The 18602-nt window shown below is 63.9% G+C and carries 18 protein-coding genes; 12 read left to right on the top strand and 6 right to left on the bottom strand.

From position 1 onward, the window contains the following. The first annotated feature begins 135 nt into the window (after positions 1-135). Positions 136-870 carry an SDR family oxidoreductase gene (locus tag IVB23_RS16625; RefSeq protein WP_061879076.1) on the top strand — a complete coding sequence of 245 codons (735 nt, stop codon included), beginning with the start codon at positions 136-138 and terminating at the stop codon, positions 868-870. 199 nt (positions 871-1069) lie between these two features. Here IVB23_RS16625 and IVB23_RS16620 read toward each other — a convergent pair whose 3' ends face one another. Beyond that, a complete protein-coding gene (locus tag IVB23_RS16620; protein ID WP_247804294.1) occupies positions 1070-1954 on the bottom strand; it encodes an amidohydrolase family protein in 885 nt (294 codons plus the stop codon). Between the two features lie 301 nt (positions 1955-2255). On the opposite strand from IVB23_RS16620, the gene ykgO reads away from it, so the two are divergent. The 3 genes from ykgO to IVB23_RS16605 all read left to right on the top strand — a co-directional run bounded on the left by ykgO (position 2256) and on the right by IVB23_RS16605 (position 3564). Continuing rightward, positions 2256-2381 (top strand): type B 50S ribosomal protein L36, encoded by a 126-nt coding sequence (ykgO, locus tag IVB23_RS16615; RefSeq protein WP_006611362.1) that lies wholly within the window; start codon positions 2256-2258, stop codon positions 2379-2381. 106 nt (positions 2382-2487) lie between these two features. Further along, a complete protein-coding gene (locus tag IVB23_RS16610; RefSeq protein WP_061879014.1) occupies positions 2488-3120 on the top strand; it encodes a tetratricopeptide repeat protein in 633 nt (210 codons plus the stop codon). Between the two features lie 183 nt (positions 3121-3303). Further along, a complete protein-coding gene (locus IVB23_RS16605; protein ID WP_247804292.1) occupies positions 3304-3564 on the top strand; it encodes a hypothetical protein in 261 nt (86 codons plus the stop codon). A gap of 7 nt (positions 3565-3571) precedes the next feature. Here IVB23_RS16605 and IVB23_RS16600 read toward each other — a convergent pair whose 3' ends face one another. Next, positions 3572-3754 (bottom strand): hypothetical protein, encoded by a 183-nt coding sequence (locus tag IVB23_RS16600; RefSeq protein WP_061879013.1) that lies wholly within the window; start codon positions 3752-3754, stop codon positions 3572-3574. Positions 3755-4082: 328 nt separating this feature from the next. Between IVB23_RS16600 and IVB23_RS16595 the strand changes: the two genes are divergently transcribed. Continuing rightward, positions 4083-5039: an alpha/beta hydrolase gene (locus tag IVB23_RS16595; RefSeq protein WP_247804291.1), complete on the top strand. Its 957-nt coding sequence runs from the start codon at positions 4083-4085 to the stop codon at positions 5037-5039. A 74-nt stretch (positions 5040-5113) separates the two neighbouring features. Here the strand turns inward: IVB23_RS16595 and cycA are convergent, their stop codons facing one another. Then, a complete protein-coding gene (cycA, locus tag IVB23_RS16590; RefSeq protein WP_028182288.1) occupies positions 5114-5509 on the bottom strand; it encodes a cytochrome c-550 CycA in 396 nt (131 codons plus the stop codon). Between the two features lie 261 nt (positions 5510-5770). Between cycA and IVB23_RS16585 the strand changes: the two genes are divergently transcribed. Further along, on the top strand, positions 5771-7264 hold the full coding sequence (locus IVB23_RS16585; RefSeq protein WP_061879075.1) for an FAD-linked oxidase C-terminal domain-containing protein: 1494 nt from the start codon (positions 5771-5773) through the stop codon (positions 7262-7264). A gap of 256 nt (positions 7265-7520) precedes the next feature. On the opposite strand, the gene IVB23_RS16580 is transcribed toward IVB23_RS16585, so the two are convergent. Then, positions 7521-7856, bottom strand: a complete 336-nt coding sequence (locus IVB23_RS16580) for an antibiotic biosynthesis monooxygenase family protein (RefSeq protein ID WP_061879011.1) — start codon at positions 7854-7856, stop codon at positions 7521-7523. A 155-nt stretch (positions 7857-8011) separates the two neighbouring features. On the opposite strand from IVB23_RS16580, the gene IVB23_RS16575 reads away from it, so the two are divergent. The 4 genes from IVB23_RS16575 (at position 8012) to IVB23_RS16560 (ending at position 12466) form a co-directional block, all read left to right on the top strand. Further along, the gene (locus tag IVB23_RS16575) at positions 8012-9250 is read left to right on the top strand and encodes an FAD-binding protein (protein WP_247804289.1); all 1239 of its coding nucleotides are present in this window, start codon (positions 8012-8014) and stop codon (positions 9248-9250) included. Then, entirely contained in the window at positions 9247-10569 is a 1323-nt protein-coding gene (glcF, locus tag IVB23_RS16570; protein WP_197968947.1) for a glycolate oxidase subunit GlcF, read from the top strand. The genes IVB23_RS16575 and glcF overlap by 4 nt, the downstream gene beginning before the upstream one ends. Before the next feature lie 86 nt (positions 10570-10655). Then, entirely contained in the window at positions 10656-11030 is a 375-nt protein-coding gene (locus IVB23_RS16565) for a histone (RefSeq protein WP_247804287.1), read from the top strand. A gap of 404 nt (positions 11031-11434) precedes the next feature. Then, positions 11435-12466 (top strand): TorF family putative porin, encoded by a 1032-nt coding sequence (locus IVB23_RS16560; RefSeq protein WP_247804285.1) that lies wholly within the window; start codon positions 11435-11437, stop codon positions 12464-12466. Between the two features lie 392 nt (positions 12467-12858). Here the strand turns inward: IVB23_RS16560 and IVB23_RS16555 are convergent, their stop codons facing one another. Continuing rightward, positions 12859-14616, bottom strand: a complete 1758-nt coding sequence (locus tag IVB23_RS16555) for an ABC transporter ATP-binding protein/permease (RefSeq protein WP_247804283.1) — start codon at positions 14614-14616, stop codon at positions 12859-12861. 311 nt (positions 14617-14927) lie between these two features. On the opposite strand from IVB23_RS16555, the gene IVB23_RS16550 reads away from it, so the two are divergent. Together IVB23_RS16550 and IVB23_RS16545 are read left to right on the top strand one after the other, a co-directional pair. Then, complete coding sequence (locus IVB23_RS16550; protein WP_247804281.1) at positions 14928-16592, top strand: L-lactate permease; 1665 nt, start codon at positions 14928-14930, stop codon at positions 16590-16592. A gap of 133 nt (positions 16593-16725) precedes the next feature. Beyond that, positions 16726-17124: an META domain-containing protein gene (locus tag IVB23_RS16545; RefSeq protein ID WP_197968945.1), complete on the top strand. Its 399-nt coding sequence runs from the start codon at positions 16726-16728 to the stop codon at positions 17122-17124. 123 nt (positions 17125-17247) lie between these two features. On the opposite strand, the gene IVB23_RS16540 is transcribed toward IVB23_RS16545, so the two are convergent. Next, positions 17248-18459: a hypothetical protein gene (locus tag IVB23_RS16540; protein ID WP_247804279.1), complete on the bottom strand. Its 1212-nt coding sequence runs from the start codon at positions 18457-18459 to the stop codon at positions 17248-17250. Positions 18460-18602 lie beyond the last annotated feature (143 nt).

The following is an 18602-nucleotide window of genomic DNA, read 5'->3' as shown; positions in this document are numbered from 1 at the left end:
CTTGAGCCTGCGCCGGCGGGGAGAGGAGGTCTGAACGATCTGACGACATTTTTTTGGGTACTTACCAAAAGGTGCATACTTGTCGATAGGTGGGTAGCCCGCCAGCTCAGTGCAACCCTAGTGAAGGAGCACATCATGAGCAGACTACAAGGCAAGACGGCGGTGGTGACAGGCGGCGGAACCGGCATTGGGCTGGGAGCCGCCAAACGGTTCGTCGACGAGGGCGCGTTCGTCTACATCTTCGGGCGGCGGCAGGAGCCGCTCGACGCCGCCCTCGCGCAGCTGGGGTCCTCGGCGCGTGCCGTAAGAGGCTCGGTCACGGATCTGTCCGACCTCGACCGGCTATACGCGACGGTCAAAGCCGAACGCGGCGGACTCGACATCCTGTTCGCCAATGCCGGGACCGGACTGTTTGCGCCGCTCGGCGAGATCACGCCCGAGCACTACGATCACATCTTCGACGTCAATGTGAAGGGGCTGGTGTTCACGGTGCAGAAGGCCTTGCCGCTGATGCGAAAGGGATCGTCGATAATCCTGACCGGTTCGAGCACGGGCGTGATGGGCACGCCGCAATTCAGCATCTACAGTGCGACCAAGGCGGCGATCCGCAACCTTGCGCGCAGCTGGGCGCTCGACCTGCGCGGCACCGGCATCCGCGTCAATGTGCTGTCGCCGGGGCCGACCAAGACGGAGCTGGCATTGGAGATCGTCGGCGAGGAAGCATTCGATGCGCTCGGAAGTGCGACGCCGATCGGGCGAGTGGGCGACCCTTCCGAGACGGGAGCGGCGGCTGCGTTCCTGGCCTCCTCGGACAGCAGCTACATGACCGGCGGCGAGGTCTTCGTCGATGGCGGCCTCGCGCAGGTCTGAGGCCTCGTTCACCTCTCCCGCTTGCGGGAGAGGTCGGCGCGCCTCGGACGATGCGAAGCATCGTTCCCGCGCGCCGGGTGAGGGCTTTCTCCTCTTGGCGATTGTCCCATTGCGGAAACACCCTCTCCCCGACCCTCTCCCGCAAGCGGGAGAGGGAGTTCGCCTGCGTTGTCGCAATCAACCTGATCTCATCGCCTTCCTAGATCCCCAGCAGCTTGCGCGCGTTGGCCTTCAAGACCTTCGGCCGGATCTCGTCGCGGATCTCGATCTTGGCGAAGTCGGACAGCCAGCGGTCCGGCGTGATCACCGGCCAGTCCGAGCCGAACAGCATCTTGTCCTGCAGGATCGAGTTGATGTAGCGCACCAGGATCGGCGGGAAGTATTTCGGCGACCAGCCCGAGAGGTCGATATAGACGTTCGGCTTGTGGGTCGCGACCGACAGCGCCTCCTCCTGCCAGGGGAAGGAGGGATGGGCGAGGATGATCTTGAGGTCGGGGAAATCGGCCGCGACGTCGTCCATGTACATCGGGTTGGAATATTTCAGCCGCATGCCCATGCCGCCGGGCCTGCCGGAGCCGACGCCGGTCTGGCCGGTGTGGAACAGCGCGATCGCCCCGCCATTGTTGATCTCTTCATAGAGCGGATAGGCCATGCGGTCGTTGGCGTAGAAGCCCTGCATGGTCGGATGGAATTTGAAGCCGCGCACGCCGTATTCCTCGATCAGCTTGCGCGCCTCGCGCGCGCCGAGCTTGCCCTTGTGCGGGTCGATCGAGACGAAGGGGATGAGGACGTCAAGATGCTCGGAGGCCACCTCCAGCATCTCGTAATTGTTGTAGCGGCGGAAGCCGGTCTCGCGCTCGGCATCGACAGGGAAGATCACCGCGGCGATGTTCTTGGAGCGGTAATAGGCCGCGGTCTCCGGCACGGTCGGTGGATGCTTGTTCGGCGACTTGAAGTACTCGGCCATCTGGGCCTGGAAATCATCATAGCCATCGTCGGCGTGGCAGCCGCAAGGCTCCTCGGCATGGGTGTGGATGTCGATGGCGACGACATCGTCGATAGCAGGCAGCTTCAGCTTCGGCATTGGTTTCCTCCCGACCGGTTGCCAAATTGATTATATGATATAACGAATTTGGCAAGGCATTGCGGGAGGTTATCGGGTAGATCGGGCCGATCCGGCCGCTTCTACTGTGCATGGGGTTGTTTTCGCGAATTTGCTGGCCCGAACCGGGGCAGTGAACATTGACATCACCTCCCGCCATGCCTTAAGAACCGCCCCGTCCCGGGCGGTCGGTCCGCCAGCGGGAAAAATCTCATTTTGCCACATTCGCGCGTGCCGAAACGGTAGTGCCGAACACGGCCTTTCGAACGTTCAGGATTCTGCCATGAAGGTCCGTAACTCGCTGAAATCGCTGCGCGGTCGCCATCGCGCCAACCGCCTGGTCCGCCGCAAGGGCCGGGTTTATGTGATCAACAAGGTGCAGCGCCGCTTCAAGGCGCGGCAGGGCTGATCTCGCCCGGCCGGACGCCTTCGCGCGCCCCGCAAGACCACGGCTCACACGAGTTTGACGCCGCCTTTGCTTTGCAAGGGCGGCTTTGCGCGTTTAGACTTTCGTCATGGCAGTGAGATTCCCTTTCGCCCGTACCCTGTGCCTGGCCCTTGCGCTTGCAGCCGCCGGCCTGACTCCAGCCGTGGCGCAGCAGGTTGAGCCGCCCGGCAAGCAGAAGAAGCTGCCCGAAGCGCCGGCCAAGCTGCCCAAGGTCGATCGCGGCAAGAATCTCGATTTCCTGTTCGGCGCGCTGAAGGCCGCTCCCGATGAGGCCAGCGCCAAGCATGTCGAGGCGCGGATCTGGGCGATCTGGCTCCAGACCCCGAGCGACACCGCGGCGCTGCTGATGTCACGCGCCAAGACCGCGGTCGATGCGAAGAAGGTCGATGTCGCGATCAAGCTGCTGGATTCGGTCATCAAGCTCAGGCCCGATTACATCGAGGCCTGGAATCGGCGGGCGACGCTCTATTACATGCAGAACGACTATGGCCGCTCTCTCGCGGATATCCAGCAAGTGCTGGTCCGGGAGCCGCGCCATTTCGGCGCGCTCGCCGGCCTCGGCATGATCATGCAGGAGGTCGGCGACGAGAAGCGCGCGCTGGACGCCTACCGCAAGGCGCTCGCCGTCAATCCGCACCTCGAAAAGATCCCCGATCAGGTCAAGGCGCTGACCGAGAAGGTCGAAGGCCGCGACATCTAGGGCATGATCGGTCAGGGAACGCAGCGGTTTTCCGAAGAAGATCGTGCTCAAGACAATAGGGACAAGTTGATCAGCTGCCGAGCGGTTGCGGCGTGTCCGGATTAACCACGATCCGAAGCGGGCCGTCGCGAGGGCTATTGCCGGACCTGCTGCAGGCCTACCTGCAGGGCAGGGAGCACAGCCATGAAGCGTTTGGGAGTAGCAACCATATTGCTGCTCGCGTCGGGAGCGGTGAGCTTCGCCGACGGATTGTTCTGGGTGGTCGGCAACCGCGCCACTGGAAAATGCAATATCGTGACCAGCAATCCCGTGATCATCGGCGATATCTGGTTCGGCGACGGTCCCTACAAATCCAGGGCCGATGCCAAGCTTGCCCGTTCGACGATCCGCGTCTGTCCCCCGGTCACGCCCGAGGAGGAGAAAGAGGAAGACGGTACGGACTAGCCTGCGCTTAATGCAGGACGCTGCTGCCGCGCTCGACGAGGCCGCGGGCGGCGGCCGCGGCGTAAGCCTTTGCGAGCTCGGTCTCGAGATGCTCGTTGATCAGGAGCAGAGCCCGCACGGCACCGCGCAAGTCACCATTGCAGCTCGCGACAATTTCGTCGATTGCAGTGTCGTTCGATCTGAAGCTCATTGAAAATTCTCCGGTCAAACCAGGACAAATCCTGCCGGTCTTTCCCGCATCGCCCGAGGCTGCGAGGAGGATCGGCACCTACCCGCGCCTAGATGGCGGAACCGACCGTGGCGATTATATGGAAGCGGCGATGACGGCTGCATGAAGCTGGTCCGGGGCTTGCGTGCTCTCCTAAATATCGTTGATTTTACTGTATTTTCTCGTTCCGCAATTATGCACATATCCACAGCCCCGGGATTTTCAGTGGAAGCGCGGAAAGCCGGCGGCGAAACTGCCGTGCGATCAGACCCGTAGCTGCCTCGTGCCCAGGACCACCCGGATTTTCTCCATGATCGTGATGTCAGTCGTGACGGCGCTGGTCCTGTTGGCACTGGTCACGCAGGCGGGAATCGTCGCCGTGCAACGCGCCTTTCCCCCTCAGGGCCGGATGGTCGAGGTCGACGGCGCGAGGCTTCACGTCGTCGATATCGGTCCCCGCGATTCGGGCCTTCCGATCGTGATGCTCCACGGCGCGAGCTCCAATCTCGAAGCGATGCGACGGCCGCTCGGCGACATCCTCGCCGGGGACCGCCGCGTGATTCTGATCGATCGTCCCGGCCATGGCTGGAGCACGCGCGGGCGGCGACAGGAATCGACGCCGCAAATCCAGGCGCGGATGATCGATGAGGCGCTTCACAAGCTCGGGATCGATCGCGCGGTCTTCGTGGTGCATTCCTGGAGCGGGGCCCTCGGCGCGCGGATCGCGCTCGATCATCCGCAGCGCGTTGCCGGTCTCGTCATGCTCGCGCCCGTCACTCATCCCTGGCGCGGCGGTGTCGGCCGCTACAACGAGATCATCGCAACGCCCGTGATCGGCCCGCTGCTCGCCTACACGATCACGCTGCCGCTCGGCTATGTCCTCGCTGAATCCGGCGCACGCAACGTCTTCCTGCCGCAAACCATGCCGGATGGCTTCGTCAAGGACTCCGCGACGCCGCTCTTGCTGCGTCCGCGCGAGTTCATCGCCAATGCCTATGATCTGGTGACTCTGAAAGAGTCGGTCGCCGCGCAAGTCGCGCGCTACGGCGAGATAAAGGCGCCGGTCACGATCGTTGCCGGTGAGCCCGACAAGACGGTGAAAACCGGCATCCACGCGCGCCCGTTCGCCGCAGCGGTGCCCAATGCGAAGCTGATCGTGCTGCCCGACCTCGGCCACATGGTGCAGAATGCCGTGCCGGATCTCGTGAAGGCGGAGATCGAGACGATGATCGGCAGGATCGTCCCGGCGCAGGCGGCCGCCGATTAAGGCGCTCTCGAGCGAAGTGGATATCAGTTCGCGTGAAGAAAACGCGTCAGCTGTGGCGGCCGCCCCTTGCGGGCCTACTGCTTGATCTTCCCGTCCTTGTCGTATTGGGCGAGGAAGGCCCAGAGATTGTTGATCTCAGTCTCGTTCTTGATGCCGGCGAACGCCATCTTGGTGCCGGGAATCTTGGCCTTGGGGTCCTTGATATATTCCTTGAACGTGGCCTCATCCCAGGTGATGCCGGAATTCTTGTTCGCGTCCGAGTAATTGTAGTCCGGCGCGGTTCCCGACTTGCGGCCGTTGAGGCCGTTGAGCTCGGGGCCGACCTTGTTCTTGGCGCCTTCGCCGATCGCGTGGCAGGCCAGGCATTTGTTGAACGACGTCTTGCCGGCCGCGACATCCTGCGCCATCGCGGCAGGTGCGGTGGCAATCACGGTGAGGATCGTCAGTGCGCCAAAAGTCAGTTTTGTCATCGGGTGCTCTTCGTCTCTTCCCTGGTGGGTCTGGTCAGTCTCTTGCCTGATCGACAATCGCCGGCCCGCCGCTTTTGGCAGGCCTGTTCGGCTTGGACAAGCCATCAAACCATGACAGGTTTCACGATTTCCTACTTGTCCCAGAGCGAACTCGCGGAACATCGTCGATCCGACTTTCGGATGGCCTACCCAAACAGGCGCGGACGTGATTGATTTGCCGCGACAAATTTGATCGTGAGCGACGAGCCGGAAGGATATGTCATGACCATCATGATGCCTGCGAGCGACCAGGCGGTGCTCGCGCGCCGCGCGGAGATCATTGCTGCGTTGCGCGCAATCGTCCCCGGTGAGGGCGTGATCGACAGCGCAGCCGAGATGCGGGCGTATGAATCCGACGGGCTGACCGCCTACCGCCAGCCGCCGATGGTCGTGGTGCTGCCCGATACGACCGAGCAGGTCTCGCTCGTCCTGAAATATTGTGCTGCGCAAGGCATCAAGGTGGTGCCGCGCGGCTCCGGCACGTCGCTGTCCGGCGGCGCGCTGCCGCTCGAGGACGGCGTGCTGCTGGGGCTCGGCAAGTTCAAGCGCATTCGCGAGATCGATTTCGACAATCGCGTCGTCGTCACCGAGCCCGGCGTCACCAACCTTGCGATCAGCCAGGCGGTCGCGCATGCCGGCTTCTACTATGCGCCCGATCCGTCCTCGCAGATCGCCTGCTCGATCGGCGGCAATGTCGCCGAGAATTCCGGCGGCGTGCATTGCCTGAAATACGGCATGACCACCAACAACGTGCTCGGTTGTGAGATCGTGCTGATGAGCGGCGAGATATTGCGCATCGGCGGCAAGGGGTGCGAGAACGCGGGCTACGATCTGATGGGCGTCATCACCGGCTCGGAAGGCCTGCTCGGTGTCATCACCGAGATCACGGTGCGCATCCTGCAGAAGCCGGAGACGGCGCGCGCGTTGATGGTCGGCTTTGCGCAAGTCGAGGCGGCCGGCGAATGCGTGGCGCGCATCATTGGTGCCGGCATCATTCCGGGCGGCATGGAGATGATGGACAAGCCGGCGATCCACGCCGCCGAGGCCTTCGTCCATGCCGGCTATCCGCTCGACGTCGAGGCGCTTCTGATCATCGAGCTCGACGGTCCCAAGATCGAGGTCGACGAGCTGATCACGCGCGTCGAGACCATCGCCAATGCCTGCGGCTCGACCACGTGCCAGATCTCGACCTCGGAGGCCGAGCGCAACCTGTTCTGGGCCGGCCGCAAGGCCGCGTTTCCTGCCGTCGGCCGCATCTCGCCGGACTATCTCTGCATGGACGGCACCATCCCGCGGGGCGCGCTGCCGAAGGCGCTTGCGCGCATCCGCGAGCTCTCGGAAAAGTACCAGCTCGGCTGCGCCAACGTGTTCCACGCCGGCGACGGCAACCTGCATCCGCTGATCCTCTATGATGCCAACAAGCCCGGCGAGATCGAACGCGCCGAAGCCTTCGGCGCCGACATCCTGCGCGCCTGCGTCGAGTTCGGCGGCGTGCTCACCGGCGAGCACGGCGTCGGCATCGAGAAGCGCGACCTGATGCCGGAGATGTTCTCCGAGATCGACCTCAACCAGCAGCAGCGGCTGAAATGCGCCTTCGATGCGCAGGGCCTGCTCAATCCCGGAAAGGTGTTTCCGACCCTGCACCGCTGCGCCGAGCTCGGCCGCATGCATGTCCATGCGGGCAAGCTAGCGTTTCCGGACATTCCGCGGTTCTAGATTCGAAGCTATCTCCCGGAGAGGAAAAGCGTCGGTCGGCGTAACGCTCTTGCAGCGGGAGTGATGTGCATTGCTGTGCCCTCGCCCCTTGTGGGAGAGGGCAGCTCCGCTGGTCAACGCGAACTCGCGCGGGTGAGGGGTATCTCTCCGCGAGTTCAGTCGTCACTTGAATTCGCGGGGAGATACCCCTCATCCGGCGCTTCGCGCCACCTTCTCCCACAAGGGGAGAAGGAAGAGCGCTTAGACAGCGCAGCCTTCACATCAGCGCATACTGCGCCCGCTCGCGTCTCGCCAGGAGCGGCAGCGCCTGTCCCGCGATGTAGGTCTTGAAATGCGCGCTCTCCTGGTGGGCCTTGAAGGCGGCTTCGTCGCGGAACAGCTCATAGAAGAGGAACTGCGCCGGATTGTCCTTGGCGCGGCTGATCAGGAACAGCTTTACGCCTGGCTCGCCCTGCGCCTGCGGGAGGAAGCCGCGCAGGATCTCGGCAACCCGGTCGGCCTCTTCGGCCTTGGCTTCCCATTGCGCCACGACGAGAAGTCCGCCGCTGAAGGCCTGATGGACGGCTTGTTGGTTCATTGCCTGTTCGTTCATGATGGAGCTCCTTTGCGACGAGGTCTCCCATCGGTAGCAAAGCTCCGGGCGGCAATGGTTCGATGACGATCGTAGTGCGAATGTCGCAGGGTGGCACCGCGCTTCGTCACCCGTCGAATTGATTTCCTGCGCGAATTTCGCTACCGCCTTTGCCCGTGGATACGCTCAAGGTCAGAGACGCCAGAGACGTCGAAGAGGTGGTGCGCGCGGCGATTGCCAATGAGCAGCCGCTCGAGATCATCGGTCATGGCACCAAGCGCAGCATTGGCCATGTCATGGCGACCAATGCGGTGCTCGACGTCTCCGCGCTGAATGCCGTCACCTCCTACGAGCCCAACGAGCTCATCATCACGCTCCAGGCCGGCGCGCCGCTGGCCGACGTGCTGGCGCTGATCGATGCCAAGAACCAGCAATTCGCCTTCGAGCCGATGAACACCGCGCCGCTGCTGGGCACCCCCGCACTCGGGACGATCGGCGGGATGATCGCGGCCGGGCTCGCCGGTCCGCGGCGTATCCGGGCGGGCGGGGCGCGCGATCATCTGTTGGGAGCGCACGCCGTCTCGGGCTTCGGCGACAGCTTCAAGACCGGCGGCAAGGTGGTGAAGAACGTCACCGGCTACGACCTCTGCAAGCTGCTCGCCGGTTCCTGGGGCACGCTGTCGGTGATGACGGAGGTCACGCTCAAGGTGATGCCGAAGCCGGAAGCCGAGCGGACGCTGCTGCTGCGCGGGCTCGACGATGCCGCCGCCAACAAGGCCATGACCGCGGCGCTGGGCTCGCCCTTCGACGTCTCCGGTGCCGCGCATCTGCCGAAATCGGTATCCCGGGCCAGGATCGGGGGGATTGACGACATCGCGGGCCAGGGCGAGGCGCTGACCGCGCTGCGGCTCGAGGGCATCACCGCCTCCGCCGCGCACCGCGCCGGATCGCTGCGCGAATTGCTGGCGCCGTTCGGAACCGCGACGCTGGTCGAGGATGGGGCATCTGCGGCGCTGTGGGCCGCGATCCGCGATGTGCTGCCGTTTGCGGCCAGCGGCGCGCTCGGCGCCTGGCCGGTGTGGCGGATCGTCTGTCCGCCGGCCTCGGGCGCGGCACTCGGCACGCAATTGGCACGCGAGACGGGGGGCGATTTGATCTACGACTGGGGCGGCGGGCTGATCTGGGCGGCAGTGCCACCGAAGCCGGACGCGCATGCCCCGGCCGTGCGCGAGCGTACGAGCGCGGTCGGTGGGCACGCCACGCTGATCCGGGCGACCGAGGATGTCAGGCGCACGATCGACGTCTTCCAGCCGCAGGCGCCCGGGATCGCCGCCCTCAGCGAGCGGGTACGTGCCAGCTTCGATCCGAAGACCATTCTCAACCGGGGACGGCTGACGCGGGGCGCTGCGTCATGAAGACCGAATTCTCGCTCGCGCAACTCGCCGACCCCGACATCGCGGAAGCCGACAAGATCCTGCGGGCCTGCGTCCATTGCGGCTTCTGCACCGCGACCTGTCCGACCTATGTGCTGCTCGGCGACGAGCTCGATAGCCCGCGCGGCCGCATCTATTTGATGAAGGAGATGCTGGAAAAGGACCAGGCGCCGACGGCCGAGGTGGTCAAGCATATCGACCGCTGCCTGTCGTGCCTTGCCTGCATGACGACCTGCCCCTCGGGTGTGAACTACATGCACCTCGTCGACCAGGCCCGGGTCCGGATCGAGCAGCGCTATCAGCGGCCGCTGCCCGAGCGGCTGCTGCGTCAGGTGCTGGCCTTCGTCCTGCCGGACCCGCAGCGCTTCCGCATCAGCATGTGGCTGGCGCGGCTGGCCCGTCCGCTGAGCGTCCTGCTGCCGACGCCCCGGCCTTCGGCGACGCCCGGATTGGTCCAGCGCATCAAGGCGATGCTGGCGCTGGCCCCGAACCAATTGCCGCCGGCTGGGCCTGCCGCAGGCAGCGTATTCGCACCGCTCGGCAAGAAGCGCGGACGCGTGGCGCTCCTCCAGGGCTGCGCCCAGCAGGTGCTGGCGCCGCGCATCAACCAGGCCGCCATCAGCCTCCTCACCCGCCACGGCATCGAGGTGGTCCTGGTCCGGGACGAGCAGTGCTGTGGCGCGCTGACCCATCACCTTGGCAACGACCGGGATGCGCTGGCGCGAGCTCGCGCCAACGTCGCGGCGTGGCGCAAGGAAGCGGCCGGCGAGGGGCTCGACGCCATCCTGGTGACGACCTCCGGCTGCGGCACGGTCATCAAGGACTATGGCTATCTCCTGCGCGAGGACTCCGCGTTCGCGGCCGATGCGGCGAAGGTGTCGGCGCTCGCCAAGGACATCACCGAATATGTCGCCGGCCTCGAACTCGCGACGACTGCGAGACAGGACGACGTCGTCGTCGCCTATCACTCCGCGTGTTCGTTGCAGCACGGGCAGAAAATCACGGGCCTTCCGAAAGAATTGCTTTCCAAGAATGGATTCGTGGTGAAAGATGTGCCCGAGAGCCATTTGTGTTGCGGCTCGGCGGGGACCTACAACATTCTCCAGCCCGAGCTTGCGGGCCGGTTGCGCGACCGCAAGGTCGCCAACATCGCAAGCGTCAAGCCGGACATGATTGCCGCGGGCAATATCGGCTGCATGGTGCAGATTGCCAGTGGCACGTCAGTTCCGGTCGTACACACGATTGAGCTTCTCGATTGGGCTACGGGCGGGTCGCGGCCGACATCGAATGCACAAGCTTGAGCTTTCAGGGGCTCGAGCTTTCGTCCGAAGGTGACGGCAGAACGACGCCCGATCGACCATTGTTCGGCGGCAACAGGAGGACCACGATGGCGAAAGCGAAGAAGAAGAAAAGCAAGAAGGCCAAGAAAGCGAAGAAGGCCGTAGCAGCGAGGAAGACCGCAAAGAAGGCAGCCAAGAAGTCCGCAAGAAAGTCTGCCAAGAAGACTGCAAAGAAAGCTGCGAAGAAGTCTGCCAAGAAGGCAGCCCCGAAGAAAGCCGCCAAGAAGGCTGCGGCGAAGTCGGCCAAGAAGGCCACACCCAAGATGGCCGCAAAGAAAGCGGCACCGAAGAAGGCGAAGGCAGCTCCTGCTCCGAAGCCGTCGGCACCGGTAGAAGCTCCGGCTCCCGAGCCTGCCTCCGAGACAAGCTGGGCGATGCCTTCGTCTTCTGCGGAACCCGCGCCGGCAGAGGGGCAGGGGTAAGCCCCGACCGCTCCCTGGCTCTTGAAGCGATCTGCAATCAGGAAGGCCGCGGCGCCGGGCGCTGCGGCCTTTTTGCATCGTCGCACGCTGATTCTGACTCAGCCGTTTGCCGCGCCTTTCTGATTCGTGGCCTGGGCGTCACCCAGCCCGAAGACCCCCGGACTTACACGGGCCCCCTGTGCACTTTGGAATGAGAAAAATGTGATCGGGAAGCCACACAGGCCAACAACCTTTCGTGAATTGGTCAAAACGCCTAAAAAGTCGGCAGATGCCCGCGCTTTTTGCTTCACGGTTCCTATCCGCCAATCCAGATTGTCGCAGTGATGTAATTTGCAATCAGGTCGAGCACCCCGGGGGGCTTCCGGGATCCGACTGGGGTCTAAGAACTGGCGATGGGGATCGAAATGAAAAAAGCGGTTTTGTTGGCAACGGCGCTGGCAATGGTCACGGGCTCGGCTTTCGCGGCAGACTTGCGGGTGAAGGCGCTGAAGGCCCCGCCGCCCCCGGCCTTCGATCCGTGGGATGTCGCTTTCGGCGCCGGCATCATGAGCGATTACATCTTCCGCGGTATTACCCAGTCGAACCACAACCCGTCGGTCACGGCCTATTTCGAACCGCGCTACAACGTCAACAAGGACCTCCAGCTCTACATCGGTACGTCCGCCTCGAGCATTTCGTTCCCGAACCGCGCCGCGGCCGAAGTCGACATCTACGGCGGTATCCGCCCGACCTTCGGCATGTTCGCCTTCGATTTCGGTGTCTGGGGCTACCTCTATCCGGGCGGAAGCTGCTTCGGTTCGCAGGGGACCCTCGCGCAGGGCAATTGCGGTACCGACCTGGATAACTCCCAGGGCGCGATCGGCCTGCCGATCAACGGCAACTTCGCCAAGAAGGACGCAAGCTTCTTCGAAGCCTATGCCAAGCTGAACATCGCCATCAACGACCAGTGGACGGTCGGCTTCAACGAGTACTATTCGCCGAACTTCCTGAACCTCGGCGCTTGGGGCAACTACGCCTCGGTCACGGCCAAGTGGACTGCGCCGAGCACGACCTTCGGCGCCAGTGGCGTCGGCATGTATGTGTCGGGTGAGTTCGGCCGCCAGTGGCTCGGCACATCCGACATTTTCTACGGCATCGCAGGCGATCCGGTGTACGCGAACGGTATCAAGGAGCCGAGCTACAACACCTGGAACGTCGGTCTCGGCTTCACCTACAAGGTGTTCACGCTCGATCTGCGCTACTATGATACCGATCTGTCGAAGGGTGACTGCAACGCCTTCACCAGTGACTTCTCCGCCACCAACTCGAGCCCCGGCTTCGTCACCCCGATCAACGGTGGTGCGAACGCAGCCACGGCTTTCGGCTCCAACTGGTGTAGCGCTGCTGGCGTCGCCAAGCTCTCTGTCGACCTGACGGCGATGACCAACCTGAAGTAAGTTTCTTTCCGAGACGACTTCACCAAGTCATTCGGCAAGGGCGGCAGGACAACCTGCCGCCCTTTTGCTTTGGGGCTGGTGAGAAGGATGCTCGACCGCTGGGCGAGAGTGCGAAGGATGGGGTTGAAGACCGGCGCTGACGCCTCGCACTCCGTGATTGCGTTTGCAGTGTTGATTCATGGATGTGAACCGCGTCTCGTTCTCGTGCCCCGGACGCAGTGCAGCGCTTCCCCGGCGATGCGAAGCATCGTCTGGTTCAGCGGTGCGCTGCAGAGCCGGGGCCTATCCTTCTAAAGTACGACACCTGGGTCCCGGCTCTGCGCCTCAACGCTGAAGGGCGTTGTGGCTTGTCCGGGACACGAGAGGAGGCGGGCGCCGTGCCCCTTTGCGCCTCAACGCGCCGGGCTTGGCTCCGCTGCAGCCCGTTCGCCGCCGAGGACGTGAATCGCACCGTCCTTCACCAGCGCCACCTTGCGCGTGTGGAAGGCGTCGAGCGTCGAGCGGTGGCCGATCGAGACGATGGTGGCGTGCGGCAGCTTCTCTGCCAGCAGCCGGTAGAGCCGGGCTTCGGAGGGTTCGTCCAGCGACGCCGTGGCCTCGTCCAGGAACAGATAGTCCGGGACATGCAACAGCGCGCGCGCAAGCCCCAGGCGCTGCTGCTCGCCGAGCGACAGCATCCGGTTCCAGTGGCCGTCCTCGCTCAGCCGCTCGGCAAGGTCTGGCAGCCCGACGGCGATCAGTGCATCGCGCACTTGCGCGGCGCCGAACGCGCCGGGCGCTGCCGGATAGACAACGGCATCGTGCAACATGCCGACCGGAAAATAGGGCCGCTGCGGCAGCATCATCAGCTTTGCCTTCTCGGGGATGACAACCGTGCCGGTACCGAACGGCCAAATGCCGGCGATGGCCCTGAACAGCGTGGACTTGCCGGAGCCGGACGGTCCGGTCACCAACACGCGCTCCGACGTCTCGATGGTGAAGGCCTTGGCGGCAACCAGCGGCGTGCCGTTGGGCAGGTTCACGCAGAGCTGCTCGAGGTCGATATGGCGGCCGCCGCCGGCGACCTCCAGCGCGATGGCAGGCTCATGTGCCGGCAGGTTCGCGGCTGAATCGACGGACATCTCGAAGCCATCGAGGCGCGCAACGATCGAGCGCCACTCCGCGAGTGACCGGTAAGCCGTGACGAAGAACGATAGCGCGCCCTGCACGCTGGAGAAGGCGGATGCGGTCTGCATCATGTCGCCGAGCTGAATCTTCTTGGCGAAGAAGGCCGGCGCCACCAGCACGTACGGAAAGATCACTGCGGCCTGCTGATAGCTGGCCGTGAACGCGGTGAGGCGTTTGGTCCGGCTCATGATGGCGTACCAGTTGGCGATCACGAAGCCGAAGCGATCGAGCAGGCGGGCCCGTTCGGCGCCTTCACCCCTGAGCAGCGCGATCTGCTCGGAATTCTCGCGGACGCGGACGAGATTGAAGCGGAAGTCGGCCTCGTAGCGCTGCTGCTCGAAATTGAGGTTGACCAGCGGCGCGCCGATCCAGTGCGTCAGCGCGGTGCCGAAGATCGCGTAGATCAGCGCGCCCCAGCACAGATAGCCGGGGATCATGAGATCGGTGCCGAACAGGCGTAGCGGCGCGGCGTTGGATAGGCCCCAAAGGATGATGACGAATGAGAACAGCGTCACGATCGACGAGAGCAGGCCGAGCCCGATGGTCAGGGTCTGCTCGACGAAATTCTTGACGTCCTCGGTGATGCGCTGGTCCGGGTTATCGGCCGCATCGCCCTTGAGCTGCATGCGGTAATGCGTGGCGCCCCGAAGCCATTCGCCAAGATAATGCCGGGTGAGCCATTGCCGCCAGCGAATCTGGAGCCACTGGTTCAGGTAAAGCTTGTAGACAGCCAGCGCGATATAGGTGGACGCGAGCGCGACGAAGATCCAGATCTCCCTGACGAAGGTGTCCCAGTCGCTGGTCTGGAGCGCGCTGTAGAACCGGTTCTGCCACTGGTTGACGAGCACGTCGATCGCGACCAGTGCCAGCTCCATCGCGACCACGGCGGCGAGCAGGCCCCGGCCGGCCCATTTGTCTTCCGATCGGAAATAAGGGATGGCGATTCGCCAGACGATCGCGAGCGTGGCGCTAATGTTCTTCACAGAGCAGGGTCTCCTCGGGAGATGTGCATAGCGGCCCAGAGCCAAACACATGAGGCGATGGCGGAAACGGGCGCGCTTAGACTAAAGTCGCAAGATCTGCAATTTGCGTTGGATTGCCGCAGCCCGCAACCCTAGCATGGGCTTCGATGGCCCGGGGCAGGGTGGATCTGGATTTCGCGAGCTTGTGAGCGGACGGGAACCGCCTGCATTCGCGAGGAATTGGCGTCCAGCTCGGGGTTTTCACTTTCAGCGTCAAGCAGGACGGCTCCCCACGCGGGCCGCCTGTCGCAACATGCGTGGGGAGAAAGTCCATGTGGAATCAAATCTATGATCCGCTCAACAGCCCGGTGCTGTCGACCATCGCGGCGGCGGTGCCCGTCGTCACGCTGCTGGTCCTGATCGCGAGCGGCCGCGTCCAGGCGCATATCGCGGCCATCATCGCCGTGATCGTGACCAACGTGATCACGATCTTCGTTTTCACCATGCCCGCGAACATGTCGATCCGCGCCTCGGTGCTGGGCATCGTCACCGGGTTCTTCCCCATCGGCTGGATCGTCCTCAACGTCATCTTCCTCTACCAGGTGACGGTGAGCACCGGCCGCTTCGAATTGCTCAAGCGCGCCATCGGCGGCGTCACCGAGGACCGGCGGTTGCAATTGCTGCTGATCGCGTTCTCGTTCGGCGCGTTCTTCGAGGGCGCCTCCGGCTTCGGCACGCCGGTCGCGATCACCGGCGTCGTGCTGATCGGGCTCGGCTTCTCGCCGCTCGCAGCCTCCGGCCTGTCGCTGATCGCCAACACCGCCCCGGTCGCCTATGGCGCGCTGGGCACGCCGATCCAGGGCCTCGCCTCCGTCACCGGGCTCGATCCCTACATCCTGGGCGCGATGGTCGGCCGGCAATTGCCGTTCTTCTCGTTGATCGTGCCGTTCTGGGTGGTGTGGGCGTTCGCCGGATGGAAAGGCATGAAGGACGTCTGGCCGGCGATCCTCGTCACCGGCTTATCGTTTGCCGTCCCGCAATTCGTGATTTCGAACTACATCAATCCCTGGATCGTCGACATCGGCGCCTCACTGATCTCGATGGGGGCCCTGATCCTGTTCCTCAAGGTGTGGCAACCGAAGCAGCTCTGGCTCTCGCCGGCGTTGCGCGGACACGATGAATCGGCCGCCACCATGGCGGCGGCAAAGCCGCTCGACAAGACGCCGCTGACGCAAAGCGAACTCTTGAGTGCGCTGTTGCCGTGGATCATCGTCTGCGTCGTGATGCTGATCTGGGGCAACGGCGCCTTCAAGGGCTGGGCGAACTCGATCTTCGTCTGGAACTATCCCGTGCCCGAGCTGCACCAGATGATCAACAAGATGCCGCCGGTCGCGCCAGGGCCGACGAAAGAGGCTGCGGTGTTCAGCTTCACATACCTGTCGTTCACCGGCACGGGCATGCTGATCGCGGCGATCATCTCCGGCGTTCTGATGGGCGTCGGTCCCGGCCGGCTCGTGGCAGAGTATGGCCGCACCATACGTCTGTGCGCGATCTCGCTGATCACGATCTCGGCCATGCTCGCGATTGGCACCTTGACGCGCCTGTCCGGCGTCGATGCCACGCTGGGTCTCGCCTTTGCCGCGACCGGTGTGCTCTATCCCTTCTTCGGCACGCTGCTCGGCTGGCTCGGCGTGGCGCTGACGGGATCGGATACGTCGTCCAATATCCTGTTCGGCAACCTCCAGAAGATCACCTCCGAGCAACTCGGCCTGTCGCCGATCCTGATGAGCGCGGCGAACTCCTCCGGCGGCGTGATGGGCAAGATGATCGACGCCCAGTCGATCGTGGTCGCCTCCACCGCGACCAACTGGTACGGGCATGAGGGCACCATCCTGCGCTTCGTGTTCTGGCACTCGATCGTGCTGGCGTGCCTCGTCGGTGTGCTCGTGACGCTTCAGGCCTATGTCTGGCCGTTCACGGCGATGGTCCTGAAATAGCCGCCTGCGCCTCGTTCGAGGCAAATCCCCGCGAGGTTCGCCCCCGCGGGGATTTTTTGCATCTGGGCGAACCTTCTCAATGGCATCGCCATCTTATAGAAGGTGCCGCAAATCAGGTCGGTCGAGAGGTCTCATGGTTTTGCTCAAGCGATTGGTGTGTGCGGCAGTTGCAATGCTCGCGATGTCCACGCTCGCGCGTGCCGAGGACGGTTTCCCGTTCGGCACCGAGATGACGCTCGAAGCATTGCCGCAAGCGGGCTCGAAGCGGATTCCGAACATCGAGATCGGCGACCATGGCGAAGTCGTGCTGGAGCTCTGGTGCAAGGGCGGCAAGGGCCAGTTCTCGGTTGCCGGCAACACCGTGATCTTCGTTCCCGGCCAGATCCAGGACCGTTCCTGTCCGCCGGCGAAGGCGCAGGCCGACGACGAACTCGTGGCCGCGCTCGGCAGCGTCGAAACCTGGAGGCGCCAGGGCGACGTGCTGACGCTGATCGGCCCCAAGCCGCTGCACTTTCGGACGACGGGGAATTGAACGTCAGGTCATTCCGGGGCGCGCATAGCGCGACTATGGTGCGCAGTTGCGCACCTGAGAATCTCGAGATTGTAGCGCGAGATTCCGGGTTCGACGCTGACGCGTCGCCCCGGAATGACTACGTCACTTCCACTCCGATTTGTCGGCGTCCCAGCGCTGGCCCTTCAGCTCCTTGGCAAGCGCCTCGATCGAGCCGTTGTCGTCAGGCAGATCGCCTTCTTCGTCCAGGCTCGCGTCGTCGGACAGATTGAGCTTGGCACCGCTGCTCTCGTCGGCGGTCGTGGTCGCGGGGCTACCGATCCAGAGCATGAGCTTGTCGGTGGTGCCGGGCTTGTCCGGCGACACGAGCCCTGCGACCTCGATCGTGTCGGTGAGATCGAGCGCCGGAAAATCCTGGTTCGGCCGCTTGAACACCAGCTTGAGCTTGCCGGTGGCCGGGTCGAAGTTCTGCGAGACCGGCTTTGCGGCGAGCGTCCTGCTCAGCACGCTCGCCACCGCGGTCGCGAGCTTGCCCTTGTTGATCTTGTCGCCCTCGCGCCAGTCCGCGGCGGGGAAGCGGATGGTGCGGTCCATCTCGGTCATGCCCGCGGTCCAGCCTGCGGCCGTGACGCCCGGCATCGCCTTGAATTTCGCCAGCAGCGCGCCGGCGCGCTCGGGATCGACCGACATGTTGATGGTCTGCTCGCCTGCGCGCAGTGCGTCGCAGCCGACGGTGAGGCTGGTCAGCGTCACCTCGACCTCCTGGCCCTTCAGGCTCTTCAGGAAGTCGGTCGCCGCGTCGAGCTTGACCTTGACTGCGATCGCCTCCGGCGAGACGTCGGTGAAATCCTTCGGCTGCGGCGTGATGCCGTCGTCGGAGGTCTGGTTGTCCAGAAATTCCCTTTCGCTGAGATCGGAATTGTCGGGCGAGGTGACCTCGGTCACCGCCTGGCCGACCGCAATCTGGCCGCGGAACTCGAACGTGTCGCCGGACTGTTTGCGCGTCAGCTTGACGCTGATCGGCGACTTCTCACTGATGCTCTGCGTCGTTCCCGTCAGCGTCTGGCCGGCGACCTGGAGATTGACGACGAAGCGGTCCTTGCGGTCGGAGTTTTTCGCGATCGGGTAGCAGACGTCGAGCACCGCCGCGGTGACCGTCTTGCCCTGGCGCGTCTCCTTCAGGATCACGTCGGCATTGCCGTCCATCAGCCCGTCGATCGAGGTGAAATAGCGCGTCTCGATGCCGCCCGGCGCCGTCGCCTTCGGCGACAGCTTCATCTGGGCGGAGGCGAATTCGGGCGAGACGGCGAGCAGAGCCGCCAGAAGGGCAGTCGAACAAACCGGAAGCGCGCGCATCGACGAAGACCTCGGGCAACGGGCATGATCCGGAAAAGTGTGAAGCGGTTTTCCGAGAGGATCATACCCAAACAGTTAGAATCGGCGCCACCGTAGTGGTTTTTGGCTGCCGGTTGAATTGGAAAGCGAAGAGGCAGGGTCGG

It is taken from the genome of Bradyrhizobium sp. 191, from assembly GCF_023100985.1.
GTDB classification, from domain to species: Bacteria; Pseudomonadota; Alphaproteobacteria; order Rhizobiales; family Xanthobacteraceae; genus Bradyrhizobium; species Bradyrhizobium diversitatis.
The sequence above is the reverse complement of the archived record's forward strand: the minus strand, read 5'-3'. Positions and strand labels throughout refer to the sequence as shown.